Consider the following 13,124-nt stretch of genomic DNA (forward strand, 5'->3'; position numbering starts at 1 on the left):
GCGGCCGCCCGGCGCTACACGAAGGCCCAAATCCCGCAAGCAGGACGGGCGCCGGCCCGCAAACCACGAGCCGGCGCCCAAAATCCAATGCGAACCGAACCCTCACTCTGCCAGCGCGGCGCGACCGTAGGCATCGGCGGCGAGCATGGCCGCGGCGACCTTCTCGGGCGTGACCTCAAACGGCATGTTGCCGAGGGTGTCGCTGGGCGCGCAGGCCAGCTTGGCCACCTCGAGCACGCGCTCGTAGCTCGCATCCTCAACGCCGAGCTGGGCAAACGTCACCGGCAGGCCAACCTCCACGCAGAAGTCGAGCACCTCGTAGAGCTCGTCGGCGTTCTCCAGCACGAGCTGCGTCAGCGTGCCAAAGGCGACCTTCTCGCCGTGGTAGTAGGCGTGGGTCTCGGGCATCGCGGTCATGCCGTTGTGGATGGCATGAGCGCCGGCAAGACCCGCGGACTCAAAGCCCAGGCCGGAGAGCAGGGTGTTTGCCTCGATGATCTTCTCGACGGACTCGGTGCAGGCGCCGGCCTCCAGCGCGAGCTTGGCCTTGAGGCCGTCGGAGATGAGCGTCTCGTAACAGAGCTGCGCGAGGGCCATGGCGGCCTCGGTCACGTGGCCGCCGGCGCAGGTGGTGGCATCGGAGCGGCGGCAAGCGCGCGCCTCGAAGTAGGTGGCCAGCGCGTCACCCATGCCAGAGACCGTCAGACGCACCGGGCTCTTGGCAATGACGTCGGTGTCCATGAGGACGAGGTTGGGGTTCTGCTTGAAGAACTGGTACTCCTTGAACTGGCCGTCGTCGGTGTAGATGACGGAGAGCGCGGAGCACGGGGCGTCGGTCGCGGCGATGGTGGGCACAATGACCACGGGCACGTCGACGGCCGCGGCCACGGCCTTGGCAGTGTCGAAGATCTTGCCGCCGCCCACGCCCGCCACAAAGTCGGCACCGGACGTGCGGAACACCTCCACAAGGCGGTCGATCTCGGCCTGGGAGCACTCGCCGTTGAAGTTGTCGTAGGTGTGCGCCACGCCGGCGGCATCAAGGCTCGCCGTGATGACGTCGCCGGAGCGGCGCAGGCCGCCCTCGGAGATGACCACGAGCGCATGGGTGCCGTAGGCCTTGGCGTACTCGCCAAGACGGGCCAGCTCGCCGGGGCCCTGGACGTACTTGCCGGGGCTGATGAAGATACGTGCCATGCTCTTTCCTCTCAGACAAAGAAACGGGGCGGAGACCCCTTGGCCTCCGCCCCTATTGTTCCCCAGACGCTGCGCCCATCATGCACCTCTCGGCAAAAGGCGGACGAGAAGGGCGCGCTACTCGCTACGAACAACGAGCAGCGGGTCGCCGATCTTGACGAGCGGGCGACCGCCGATGAGGGTGCCCGAGTCTCCCACGCGGTCAACGCGGTCGAACTTGTCCGCGTTGGTGATCGTGCAGGTGACCACGTCGTCATAGCCGGCGAGCTTGATGGAGTCGTCGTCAAAGGCGAGCAGCGGCTGGCCGGCAACCACCTCGTCGCCCATGGAGACGAGCGCGGTGAAGCCCTTGCCGCCCATGTTCACGGTGCCAATGCCCACGTGGACGAGGACCTCCATGCCGTTATCGGCGGCGATAATGATCGAGTGGTTGGTCACCGTGGTGGCGCCCACGTGACCGGAGACCGGTGAGTAGATGACGCCCGTGCTCGTGGTGGGCACGATGCCGTAGCCAACGCCGAGAAGGCCGGCAGGGATGACCTCGTCGTTGACCTCCTGAAGGCTTACGAGCATGCCTGTGAGCGGGGCGTAGACCGTGTCCGGGCGCGTGGCGAACGAGGCAGGCGGCGGCGTAAGCTTGCCGTCAGCAGAGACGAACTTGCTCTTAATCTTCTCAAAGAGTCCCATTGTGTACCCCCTTTACATGCGCCACGAGCGCCTTCTGACGCCCGTAGCAACCGATAGCGTTTGTGCGCCGTACGGCTACTTCTTGACGGTGAGCAGCGGGTCGCCAACCTTGACGAGCGGGCGGTCGCCGATGAGCGTGCCGGAGGCGCCCACGTGGCGGATCTTCTTGAAGGCGTCCGGGTTGGAGACAACGCAGGCGACGACCTCGTCGTAGCCAGCGGACTTGATGGCGTCCACGTCAAAGGTCATGAGGACCTGGCCGGCGCGCACCTCGTCGTTGGACTCGACAAAGCGCCTGAAGCCCTTGCCGTTCATGTTGACGGTGCCGATGCCAATGTGGATGAGGACCTCGATGCCATCGTGCGTGGCGATGCCGATGGAGTGGTTGGTCACCGTGGTGGCGGCGATGCGGCCGTTGACCGGGGCGTAGAGAACGCCGGTGCCCGTGGGCAGGATGCCGTAGCCGTTGCCAATGAGGCCGGCGGAGATGACCTCGTCGTTGACCTCCTCAAGCGGGATGATGACGCCCGAGACGGGGGCATAGACGGTGTCCGGACGGGTGGCGAACGAGGCGTCGGGCGGGTTGAACGTGCCGTCGGCCGAGACGAACTTGCTCTTGAGCTTATCGATCAGTCCCATGGTTTCCTCCTTGACCGCGGGGGTAGGCGCGAGCCCTTTCCTCCTGTCAATGGTACCCGCTCTTGCGGCAATAATAGAATTTACATTCGGCCAGTGGCCGCCCGGGCGGACGCCCTTCTCGCCGCTGCGCGCCGTAGACCCTCCCAAACCCACGTTCTTCTCGCCAGAGTGTGGGTTTGGGAGGGTTCAGGTTGCTTAATGCCGCTCAAACCTTCATCTCACGGCGAGAAGTGCAGGTTTGGGAGGGAGTAACGCCGAGCGACCTACGCACGGGAGAGCATGCCGCGCGAGGTGAGGTACGTCACGAGGAAGTAGCCGCCGTAGAGCGCCACCACAAAGGCCACCGTCCCCGCAAGCGCCGTGCCAATCTGGAAGCCCGTGAGCAGCGCCACGATGTCGTTCACCACGGAGAGCGCCACCGCCGCGTGCGCCACGGCTACCACCAGCGGAAAGAGGAAGTACACGCCAATCTGGGCGAGAAGGGCGCGGTTCACCATGCGCTTCTCGGCGCCGAGCTCGGAGAGCACGCGGTAGCGGCCCACGTTGTCCGCCGCCTCGGAGAGCTGCTGCAGGGCGAGCACCGTCGCGCAGCACACGAGCAGGACCACGCCGATGTAGATGGCCAGGTAGGTGACCACGACGGTCGTTCCGGAGGACTGGTCGAGCAGGCTCTGGGCGGTCGTGCTCATCCAGACCGGCCAGGCGTCAAGCGTGGATCCCTGGTTCATGACGTTGCCGTAGGCCTCGTCGATCGCGGCGACGGCGGCGGGCTCCACCTCCGTGCGCTCGCCGTTGTACATGAGGTTCACCACGGTCGAGGTGGGGCCAATGCCCTCCGGGACCAGCTCGTCGGGAACGATGAGCGCGCCCGACACCGTGCCGCCGGCGCTCGTGTCCGAGAAGGGCAGGTGCGCGAGTGGCTCGTCGGCAAAGTGCAGCGTCTGACCGGCGACCTCGACCTCGGGGTTCTGCGCGATCACGGCCTCCCAGAGCTCGTCCAGGGACGACATGTCGTTCCAGAGCAGGCACTCGTCGTCCGCAAGCTCCACGTTCTTCTCGCCAGTCATCTGGGCCAGAACGTTGTACTCAGAGACGGGCACGATGACGAGGCGCTGGTCGGTGTTGCCCTGCATCATGGTCTGCATGGTCGCGTTGCCCGTGAAGTCCGTGTTGGCAAAGAGCTCCTCCACCGTGGTGCCCACGATCGGGTTGCCCTCGGCGTCATAGGTATACTGGTTGACCTGCGCGGCGTCACGGAAGAGCTCGTCGTAGTTGGGGATGTCCGCGCGCAGGCGGGCGATGGCGTCGTAGCCGTCCGCCGCGGCCGGGCCCTCCTCGGGATCGGCGGAGACGAGCGCCGAGGCCATGCCCATGGGGTAGCTCACGAGCGACATGTCGTAGCGCGTGCCCACGCGCAGGCTCTCGTTCATGCCCGTGGCCACCGAGAAGCCCGTGCACACGCCGCAGATGGCCAGGAAGAGCATCGCGCAGACCAGGGAGATGGAGAGCCACGCGGTGTTGATGCGACTGTTGAGCTGGCGCATCACGAACATGTTGAGGCCGGAGAGGTAGGCGCGCGGGCTCGCCTGGAGCGCGCGCAGGGCAAAGCCGGAGATCGAGAAGAAGAAGAGCAGCGTGCCCACCGTGACCAGGCCCGTTGCGATGGCAAAGTACGGGCCCTCCTCCATCATGCCGTGCTCGAGCAGCGTCTTGTACGCCACACCGATGAGCGCGAGCGACACGAGGAAGAGCACCACGGAGAGCGGCAGGCTGCGCAGACGGACCTTCTCGCTCACCTTGTCCGCGTTGATGAGGTCGATGAGCTTGTAGCGGCTGACCGTGGTCACGTTGAAGACGAGCGTCACGAGGAAGATGCCCGCGAAGCACGCCACCGTGGAGAGCGCGGCGGCCGGCGAGAACGCGAAGGCGAAGCCCTTGATCGTGGCCTCGAAGAGCCCCGCCGTGACGTACATCATGACCTGCGAGAGCGCAAGGCCCAGAAGCAGCCCCACCGCGAGCGCGACCACGCCCACCGTGAGCGTCTCTATGACGACGATCCACGAGACGTGGGCGATGTCCATGCCCAGCGTGAGGTAGATACCAAACTCGCGCTTGCGCCGCCGGATGAGGAAGCGGTTGGCGTAGACCACGAGAAACCCGAGGATGATGACGACAAAGACGGAGAGGCCGGAGAGGATGTCCGCGAGCGCCTGCACCATGCGGCGCTGGTCCTCGCCCATCTGGATGACGGCGGCCTGGTCCGTGATGGAGCCGAAGGCGTAGAACACGCAGACGCCAAAGGCCAGCGTGAGGAAGAAGACCGCAAAGTCACGAAAGGACTTGCGGACGTTGCCGAGCGCGATCTTAGCGTACATCTGCGCCCTCCCCTCCCAGGAAGGACACGACGTCCATGATCTCGTTGAAGAAGTCCTTGCGCGTCTTGGAGCCGCGGACTATCTCGTTCCAGACGCGGCCGTCCTTGAGGAAGAGGGCACGACGCGCGTAGCTCGCGGCAAAGGAGTCGTGCGTGACCATGATGATCGTGGCGCCGTCCGCGTTGAGCGTCTCAAAGCTCTCGAGCAGGCGACGGGAGTTCTTGGAGTCCAGGGCGCCGGTGGGCTCGTCGGCCAGGACCAGCGACGGGTTGGTCACGATAGCGCGAGCCGCGGCGACGCGCTGCTTCTGGCCGCCGGACATCTCGTGCGGGAACTTGTCGAGCACCTCCGCAACTCCCAGGCGTGCGGCGACCTCCTCCACGCGGGCGGGCACGTCGCGGGCGGGCGCGTGGTTGATCGTGAGGGCCAGCGCGATGTTCTCGCGCGCGGTGAGGGTGTCGAGCAGGTTGGAGTCCTGGAAGACAAAGCCCAGGCGCTCGCGGCGGAACTTCGAGAGCTGGTGCGCGCGCAGCGCCGTGATGTCCTGGCCGTCCACGTAGATGTGGCCCGAGGTGGGGCGGTCGATCGTGGAGATGCAGTTGAGCAGCGTGGTCTTGCCCGAGCCGGACGGGCCCATGATGGCAAGGTACTCGCCGGCGTCCACGTCAAAGGACACGCCGTCGAGGGCACGCGTGACGTTGGAGCGGCTGCCGTAGAGCTTCTCGACGTTCTGGCAAGAAAGGACCGGTTCTGTGTGAGCTGGTGCCATTACGGCTCCTCTCGTGTATGGCCTCTGGTACACGACCATACTCGCTAAACGAGAAGAACGGCGCCATCGAAGGGGCTTATCCGTACCTTACGCTTTCGCAAGGTTGCCGCCGTCCCCCCTTGTCCCCCCTTGCCTCACCCGCGGTCGACCATGTCGGGAAAGGCGAGGTGGACCGTAGTGCCCACGCCCTCCTCGGACTCCAGCCACACGGAGATGCCCATCTTGTCGCAGAGCTCGCGCACGAGATAGAGCCCCATGCCGGTGGAGCGCGCAAAGCGACGGCCATTCTCGCCGGTGAAGCCCTTGTCAAAGACGCGCCCCACGTCCGAGGCCGGGATGCCCACGCCGTCATCGGCGATGGAGAGCACAGTCTCCCAGGAGTCGAGGCCCGTCTCGCGGCGCGCCGCCGAGATGCGCACGCAACCGCTCCCGTCCTTCTCGCCGCGGTACTTTGCCGCGTTCACGAGCACCTGGCCTATCACAAAGGAGAGCCACTTGGGGTCGGCTCGCACCGTGTAGTCGAGCTCGCCCAGCTCGGGCGCCACATGCGCGCCAATCAGCGTGCGGGCCTTGTGGCGAAGGGCGTCGCGCACCACCTCGGCGAGAAGGACCTCGCGAATCTGAAGGTCCTTCTCGAGCGACGTGCCGCGCGAGTAGTAGAGCGCCTGCTCGACGTAGCCCTCAATGGCATCTACCTCGGCATCCATGGCGTCAACCTCGGGCGAGGGGTTGTTCTTGGCTATGAGGTGCGCGGCGGCGATGGGCGTCTTGATCTCGTGCACCCAGGTCTCGACGTACTCGCGATACTCGCGCGAGCGCCTGCGCGCGGAGGCGATGCGGTCGCGCATGGCCTTGGACTCGCGGTCGAGCGCGTCGTAGAAGAGCTCGCCCTCAAGAAAGCCCGGGCGCTCGACGAGCTCCGTTGCGAGGTATGTCTCGTCCAGGGCATCCAGCATGTCAGAGATCCGCTGGTAGAAGGCGCGCCGATGCAGCCAGTCGAGCAGCAGGGCAAGGGCGGCCGCAATCACCAGGACCGCGCAGACAAAGGCGACGGCCGCAGCGTCGAGCCCGTAGACGCTCATGACGAGCGCGCAGAACGCGAGCGCCATCACGCCCACCACGAGCGGGACCAGCCGGTCGGCGATGTATGCGCCAAAGCCCATGCTCTTTTCTCCTCCTCTTGATATGGCGGGGCAGTTTGGTGGCAGAGGCGATGACAAAGGTGACAGGGTAGTTTGTCATGAACGGCTTCATGACAAACTACCCTGTCACCTTTGTCATCGCCTTTGTCATCACCCGCCCCGCCACCACTACTCCACCAGATAGCCCATGCCACGCTTGGTGAGCACAAAGTCCTCAACGCCAATCTTGGCGAGCGTCGCGCGCAGGTGGCTCACGTTCACGGTGAGCGTGTTGTCGTCCACAAACTCGTCGGAGGCCCAAAGCTCCTCCTGCATGCGCTGACGGGAGACCACCGCGCCGGCGTTGCGCATGAGCAGTGCCAGGATGCGCAGCTCGTTCTTGGTGAGCTCCGCCGCGCGCCCCTCGTGGGTGACGCGGCAGCGCGCGGTGTCCAGCGTGACGCCGCCGTGAGAGATCTCCGCCGCGGCGGCGCCCTCGCCGTAGCTGCGCTTGAGCACGGTTGCCACGTGGGCAAGAAGGACCTGGTCGTTGTAGGGCTTGGGCACAAAGTCGTCCGCGCCAAGGGAGAGCGTGAGCAGCTCATCCATGTCGTTGTCGCGGCTCGTGACCACGATGATGGGCACGGAGCTGGCGCGGCGCACCTCGCGGCAGACGTACTGCCCGTCCACCCCCGGCAGGTTGAGGTCAAGAAGCACCAGGTCAGCCGAGGCAGAAAGAACCTGCCCCACGGTATCGGAGAAGTCCGTGAGCGCCACGGCCTCATATCCGTTGCGCTCGAGCAGGACGCAGAGCTCGTCGCGCAGGCGCGCGTCGTCCTCCACCACCAAAAGCCGTCTCATGGGCACCTCCCCGCCCGAGGTTCTTCTCGCCATCTTGCCACGAGGGTAGCACAGGGGGCGGGCGATGGCTCCCGCCGCGCCCCGGGCCCGCGAGGAAAGCGGCCCCGTCACGCACCACCTGGTTTTGGGCAAAATGTTTGATGCGCTTATCGGTCCATATCAAATCTTTGCCCCACAAGCGAGAAGAGCGTGCTCATATGACGCCCTTCTCGCCCCATCTGGGTGGTTTGCCCCACCTTGCCTGGCGCAGACATAAAAGATTTGCCCCAATACCAGGAGAAACATTACGAATCCGGCCTTACGGGAAGCGCGGGACGGCAAGAAACCCAGAACTTGCCGTATTGGGACAAGGGGCCGTATGGGAGCCGCCCCTTTCGAGATAACTCGTCGACTGTACCAGGGGTCGTATCCCGCGCGGCCCGGCACTGCCGCACCGCGCCCCCCACGTCACGCGCGCGTTACGCCCGTGCGCGCCCGGCCGCAGGCGGGCTATGATATGAGGACTGTGCGACAAGACCGAAAGGCACCCCATGACCATCGTCGACATGCTGCGCGCCAACGCCGAGAAGTACCCCAATGAGGTGGCCCTCGTTGAGGTCAACCCCGAGCGGCGCGAGAACCGCCACATCACCTGGCGCGACTACGACCTCGTGGAGACCACCGAGGACGAGCCGTTCCGCCGCGAGATGACGTGGTCGGTCTTTGACGAGAAGGCCAACCGCTTTGCCAACCTGCTTCTCTCCCGCGGCGTACGCAAGGACGACAAGGTGGCCATCCTGCTCTACAACTGCATCGAGTGGCTGCCGCTCTACTTTGGCGTCCTCAAGTCCGGCGCCACGGTGGTGCCGCTCAACTTCCGCTACTCCGCGGACGAGATCGAGTACTGCCTGGACAAGGCCGACGTGGACATCTTGGTCTTTGGCCCGGAGTTCATCGGCCGCGTGGAGGAGATCGTCGACCGCATCCAGGCGGGCCGCCTGCTCTTCTACGTGGGCGACGACTGCCCCACTTGGGCGGAGAGCTACCGCGAGCTGGCGAGCCTCTGCTCCTCGGCAGACCCGCTCGTCCCGCTCTCCGAGGACGAGGACGCCGCCATCTACTTCTCCTCCGGCACCACGGGCTTCCCCAAGGCCATCCTGCACCACCACGAGAGCCTCACGCAGGCCGCCGAGATGGAGCAGCGCCACCACGGGCAGACGCACGACGACGTGTTTCTCTGCATCCCGCCGCTCTACCACACGGGCGCCTGCATGCACTGGATGGGCAGCCTGCTCGTGGGCGGGCGCGGCGTGCTGCTGCGCGGCGTCTCTCCCAAGACGGTGCTCGAGACCGTCTCCAACGAGGGGTGCACCATCGTCTGGCTGCTCGTTCCCTGGGCTCAGGACATCCTCGTTGCCATCGAGGAGGGCACGGTGCGCCTCTCAAACTACCGCCTGGACCAGTGGCGCCTCATGCACATTGGTGCGCAGCCCGTCCCGGCGAGCCTCATCCAGCGCTGGCGCCAGGTCTTTCCGCACCACGCCTACGACACCAACTACGGCCTCTCGGAGTCCATGGGCCCGGGCTGCGTTCACCTGGGGCTCGAGAACATCGACCACGTGGGCGCCATCGGCGTGCCGGGTTACCGCTGGGAGTGCAAGATCGTGGACGAGAAGGGCCTTGAGCTGGGAACCGACGAGGTCGGCGAGCTCTGCGTGCGCGGCCCCGGCCTCATGGAGTGCTACTACAAGGACCCCGTGGCCACCGCGGAGACGCTCATCGACGGCTGGCTGCACACCGGCGACATGGCCCGGCGCGACGCCGACGGGTTCTACTGGCTGGTGGACCGCAAGAAGGACGTCATCATCACGGGCGGCGAGAACCTCTACCCCGTGCAGATAGAGGACTATCTCATGGGCCACCCCGCGATCCACGACGTGGCCGTGATAGGACTTCCCGACGAGCGCCTCGGCGAGATCGCGTGCGCCATCATCGAGCCCAAGCCCGAGCACGCCGACCTCACGGAGGACGAGGTCAACCGCTACTGCAAGGGGCTGCCGCGCTACAAGCGGCCCCGCAAGATCATCTTTGCGCCCGTGCCGAGAAACCCCACGGGCAAGATAGAGAAGCCGGCGCTTCGCGCGAAGTACGGGGCCGACGCCCTCGTTGCCCGCGAAACCCGCCACTAATGTTACGAAGGGACAGTCCCTTCGTAACATCAAGCGTGAAACGTGACAAAGGGACTGTCCCTTCGTCACAGGAGAGGAGAGACATGGAGAAGCACCTCATGTCCGGTAACGAGGCCATCGCCCAGGGTGCCTGGGAGGCCAGCGTGGCCGTTGGCGTGGGCTACCCCGGCACGCCGTCCACCGAGACGCTCGAGGCCCTCGTGCGCAAGGACGACGTCTACTGCGAGTGGTCCCCCAACGAGAAGGTCGCCTTTGAGGTGGGCCTCGGCGCCGCCATCGCCGGCGTGCGCTCGCTCGTCACGATGAAGCACGTGGGCGTCAACGTTGCCGCCGACCCCTTCATGGCCGCAGCGTCCACCGGCGTGAACGCCGGCCTGGTCCTTCTCGCCGCGGACGACCCCTCCTGCTACTCGTCCCAGAACGAGCAGGACTCGCGCTTCTACGCCGCCTTCGGCCGCATCCCCTGCCTCGACGCGGCCGACTCGCAGGACTGCTACGAGATGGCCCGCGCCGCCTTTGAGCTCTCGGAGCGCTTTGACACGCCCGTCATGCTGCACGAGACCATGCGCATCGCGCACACCCGCACGCTCGTGGCGGCCGCCGGCGCGCGCGAGGCCGTGGCGCCGCGCGACTACGCGGACGACATCCCCAAGTACGTCATGATGCCGGCCAACGCCGTCAAGCGCCGCGCCGTGGTGGACGAGCGCCAGGCCGCTCTCGAGGAGTACGCCGAGACCTGCCCGTTCAACCACGTGGAACGCCACAGCGAGAAGATCGGCGTCATCTGCGCCGGTGCCGTCTACCAGCACGTCCGCGAGGCGCTGCCCGAGGCGTCCACGTTCAAGCTCGGCCTTGCCTGGCCGCTGCCCGCCCGCGCGCTCGCCGACTTTGCCGCGTCCGTCGACGCATGCTACGTGATCGAGGAGGCGAGCGACTACTTCTCCTCGCGCGTCCGTGCCCTCGGCATCGAGCTGGCCGAGCCGCCCGCCGGGGCCCTGCCCGTGGCCGGCGAGCTCAAGCCCCAGCTCATCCGCGCCGCCTTTGGCGTGGAGCAGCCCACGCACCGCGCGCCCGCCACGGACCTGCCGCCGCGCCCGCCGGCGTTCTGCCCCGGCTGCCCGCACCGCCTCGTCTTCTGCGAGCTGCGCCGCCTCAAGGCCATCGTCACCGGTGACATCGGCTGCTACACGCTCGGCGCCGTCGCGCCCTACGGCGCGTGCCATACGGTCATCGACATGGGCGCCTCGCTCTCCATGGCGCACGGCATGGAGCTCGCCGGCGCCGCTGAGCGCACCGGCCGTCCCGTCGTGGGCGTGATCGGCGACTCCACCTTCGCGCACTCCGGCATCACGAGCATGCTCGGCACCATCTACAACGGCGGCACCGGCACCCTCTGCATCCTGGACAACCGCACCACGGCCATGACCGGCACGCAGGGCAACCCCGTGAACGGCGTCACCCTCACGGACAGCTCGCACAAGATCGGGCCGCTGGACAACCCCACCGGCAAGGCGCTCGACCTTCTCGCCCTGTGCCGCGCTATGGGCGTCGAGGACGTGGTCGAGGTTGACGCGCAGGACCTCCAGGCCGTGCGCTCGGCCCTCAAGGCCGCCACGTCCGCGACCGACCGCCTCTCCGTCATCGTCTTCAAGGCGCCGTGCCGCCTCATCGACCGCAGCCGCGGCAAGCTGCCCACCATTCGTGACTGCCGCGCCTGCGGCCAGTGCATCAAGATCGGCTGCCCCGCCCTCGGGCGCGCCAAGGACGGCACGGCCGCAATCGACCCCACGCAGTGCGTTGGGTGCGACCAGTGCGTCCAGTCCTGCCCGTTCGGCTGCATCACGAAGGAGTAAGCAATGGAGAAGTTCAGCGGAACCAAGACCATCCTCCTCGTGGGCGTGGGCGGCCAGGGCACGATCCTCGCGGGCAAGCTGCTGGCGAGCGTGGCCGCCGGGGCCGGCCTTGACGTCAAGGTCTCCGAGATACACGGCATGAGCCAGCGCGGCGGGTCCGTGAGCACCGTCATCCGCCTGGGCGAGCACGTCTCCACCATGGTCTGCGACGACGGCTGCGCCGACGTGGTGGTGGCCTTTGAGGCCGTGGAGGCCCTGCGCGCCCAGCACTACCTCGCCGAGGGCGGCCGCATGTTCGTAAACGACGAGGAGATCACGCCCGTCTCCGTGAACATCGGCAACTTCACGATGCCCGAGCGCGTGGACGAGCGCCTGCGCGAGCTGGGCGCCCACCTGCTGGACGCGGGCGTGATCGCGCGCGGCCTCGGCTCGCCCCGCTCCACCAACGTGGTGCTCGTGGGCGCACTCTCCACGGCGCTGCCCTTCGACGCCGAGCTCTGGCGCAACGCCGTGCGCGCCTGCGTGCCGCCGGCCACGGTGGAGGCCAACCTCGCGGCCTTTGACGCCGGCCGTGACGCCGCGCTGCGCGGAGCCGCCCGCTAGGCTGCTCTCGCCCGCTGATTTGGGGATTGGGGACCCTTCCCGACGCTTTCTGTCCGCGGAGCGTCGGGAAGGGTCCCCGCTTGTGAGGCGGGGACGCGGGCCGACGGTTCTTCTCGATGAAGTGTCGCTGCGCGTCCCCGCATCCTGGTCCGGGGACGCAAACCGACAATCTGCCGAGAAGAACCGTCGGCCCGCGTCCCCAAAAAACAACGTGGCCCCGGCTGCGCAACAGCAACCGGGGCCCTTCTCGTCTGGTGGGCTGGCGCGTCCCCCGACCACGCCAACCCGTTGCGTTCGGGGGATGTAATGGAATAGTACCCTATTTTTCCTGCCCGTATGCCGAGGGTCACCCAGCAACGCCGTCTCCCCGACCAAATTCGACCGTCCGCGTATGCGTTGCGCCCAAACGCGGCAGGCCGGGCTAATCTTTTGTAATCAGTAGGTAAAACGAGTTTGGTGGTGATTCTTATGGGTCAGTATGTCGTGGTTGAGAACGAGGGCCGCTACTGCTTCAACCTCTGCGCCAGCAACGGTCACATTCTCATGTCGTCGATCATCTTCCCGTCCAAGGACGAGTGCCTGCACGGCATCGAGTGCGTGCGTGCCTCCGCAGCGGATGCGGAGATCGAGGACAGCACCGTTGACGCCTTTGTCCGCGAGCCGTCGCCCAAGTTCCGCATCTACGAGGACTTTGACGGGCACTACTTCTTCCGCTTCATCACGCAGGACGCCGGGGACATTGCGCGCTCGCACACCTACGAGCACAAGGAGTCCCTGCTCAGGCGCATTGAGCGCACCCGCGCGGAGTGCGACTCCTCCCTGGCGGCAGACGAGAACTAGTTGCGCCTCCGCAC

General features: G+C 66.5%; 11 protein-coding genes. 4 read left to right on the top strand and 7 right to left on the bottom strand.

All coding sequences use genetic code 11. The features are described 5' to 3' along the window. Positions 1–102 precede the first annotated feature (102 nt). From QUW25_RS00370 to QUW25_RS00400, 7 genes are all read right to left on the bottom strand, one after another. Entirely contained in the window at positions 103–1,194 is a 1,092-nt protein-coding gene (locus tag QUW25_RS00370; RefSeq protein WP_289510251.1) for a glycerol dehydrogenase, read from the bottom strand. A gap of 117 nt (positions 1,195–1,311) precedes the next feature. Further along, positions 1,312–1,881: a PTS sugar transporter subunit IIA gene (locus QUW25_RS00375; protein ID WP_289510252.1), complete on the bottom strand. Its 570-nt coding sequence runs from the start codon at positions 1,879–1,881 to the stop codon at positions 1,312–1,314. A gap of 75 nt (positions 1,882–1,956) precedes the next feature. Then, positions 1,957–2,520 carry a PTS sugar transporter subunit IIA gene (locus QUW25_RS00380; RefSeq protein ID WP_289510253.1) on the bottom strand — a complete coding sequence of 188 codons (564 nt, stop codon included), beginning with the start codon at positions 2,518–2,520 and terminating at the stop codon, positions 1,957–1,959. A 263-nt stretch (positions 2,521–2,783) separates the two neighbouring features. Next, positions 2,784–4,895: an FtsX-like permease family protein gene (locus tag QUW25_RS00385; RefSeq protein ID WP_289510254.1), complete on the bottom strand. Its 2,112-nt coding sequence runs from the start codon at positions 4,893–4,895 to the stop codon at positions 2,784–2,786. After that, the gene (locus tag QUW25_RS00390) at positions 4,885–5,664 is read right to left on the bottom strand and encodes an ABC transporter ATP-binding protein (RefSeq protein ID WP_289510255.1); all 780 of its coding nucleotides are present in this window, start codon (positions 5,662–5,664) and stop codon (positions 4,885–4,887) included. Before QUW25_RS00390 ends, QUW25_RS00385 begins: the two co-directional genes overlap by 11 nt. 134 nt (positions 5,665–5,798) lie before the next feature. Next, entirely contained in the window at positions 5,799–6,827 is a 1,029-nt protein-coding gene (locus QUW25_RS00395) for a sensor histidine kinase (RefSeq protein WP_289510256.1), read from the bottom strand. 147 nt (positions 6,828–6,974) lie between these two features. Further along, a complete protein-coding gene (locus QUW25_RS00400; RefSeq protein WP_289510257.1) occupies positions 6,975–7,646 on the bottom strand; it encodes a response regulator transcription factor in 672 nt (223 codons plus the stop codon). Between the two features lie 530 nt (positions 7,647–8,176). Between QUW25_RS00400 and QUW25_RS00405 the strand changes: the two genes are divergently transcribed. The 4 genes from QUW25_RS00405 to QUW25_RS00420 all read left to right on the top strand — a co-directional run bounded on the left by QUW25_RS00405 (position 8,177) and on the right by QUW25_RS00420 (position 13,110). Beyond that, complete coding sequence (locus QUW25_RS00405; RefSeq protein ID WP_289510258.1) at positions 8,177–9,814, top strand: class I adenylate-forming enzyme family protein; 1,638 nt, start codon at positions 8,177–8,179, stop codon at positions 9,812–9,814. Between the two features lie 83 nt (positions 9,815–9,897). Further along, on the top strand, positions 9,898–11,667 hold the full coding sequence (locus QUW25_RS00410) for a thiamine pyrophosphate-dependent enzyme (RefSeq protein ID WP_289510259.1): 1,770 nt from the start codon (positions 9,898–9,900) through the stop codon (positions 11,665–11,667). 3 nt (positions 11,668–11,670) lie between these two features. Further along, a complete protein-coding gene (locus QUW25_RS00415) occupies positions 11,671–12,270 on the top strand; it encodes an indolepyruvate oxidoreductase subunit beta (RefSeq protein WP_289510260.1) in 600 nt (199 codons plus the stop codon). A gap of 468 nt (positions 12,271–12,738) precedes the next feature. Then, positions 12,739–13,110: a DUF1508 domain-containing protein gene (locus tag QUW25_RS00420; protein WP_289510261.1), complete on the top strand. Its 372-nt coding sequence runs from the start codon at positions 12,739–12,741 to the stop codon at positions 13,108–13,110. Positions 13,111–13,124 lie beyond the last annotated feature (14 nt).

The organism is Thermophilibacter provencensis (assembly GCF_030372065.1).
In the GTDB taxonomy this organism is placed as follows: Bacteria; Actinomycetota; Coriobacteriia; order Coriobacteriales; family Atopobiaceae; genus Thermophilibacter; species Thermophilibacter provencensis_A.

Coding starts and splice junctions, on each gene's coding strand:
- QUW25_RS00385 (WP_289510254.1), bottom strand. CDS start 4,895: ATGTACGCTAAGATCGCGCTCGGCAACGTCCGCAAGTCCTTTCGTGAC.
- QUW25_RS00370 (WP_289510251.1), bottom strand. CDS start 1,194: ATGGCACGTATCTTCATCAGCCCCGGCAAGTACGTCCAGGGCCCCGGC.
- QUW25_RS00380 (WP_289510253.1), bottom strand. CDS start 2,520: ATGGGACTGATCGATAAGCTCAAGAGCAAGTTCGTCTCGGCCGACGGC.
- QUW25_RS00375 (WP_289510252.1), bottom strand. CDS start 1,881: ATGGGACTCTTTGAGAAGATTAAGAGCAAGTTCGTCTCTGCTGACGGC.
- QUW25_RS00395 (WP_289510256.1), bottom strand. CDS start 6,827: ATGGGCTTTGGCGCATACATCGCCGACCGGCTGGTCCCGCTCGTGGTG.
- QUW25_RS00420 (WP_289510261.1), top strand. CDS start 12,739: ATGGGTCAGTATGTCGTGGTTGAGAACGAGGGCCGCTACTGCTTCAAC.
- QUW25_RS00405 (WP_289510258.1), top strand. CDS start 8,177: ATGACCATCGTCGACATGCTGCGCGCCAACGCCGAGAAGTACCCCAAT.
- QUW25_RS00415 (WP_289510260.1), top strand. CDS start 11,671: ATGGAGAAGTTCAGCGGAACCAAGACCATCCTCCTCGTGGGCGTGGGC.
- QUW25_RS00400 (WP_289510257.1), bottom strand. CDS start 7,646: ATGAGACGGCTTTTGGTGGTGGAGGACGACGCGCGCCTGCGCGACGAG.
- QUW25_RS00410 (WP_289510259.1), top strand. CDS start 9,898: ATGGAGAAGCACCTCATGTCCGGTAACGAGGCCATCGCCCAGGGTGCC.
- QUW25_RS00390 (WP_289510255.1), bottom strand. CDS start 5,664: ATGGCACCAGCTCACACAGAACCGGTCCTTTCTTGCCAGAACGTCGAG.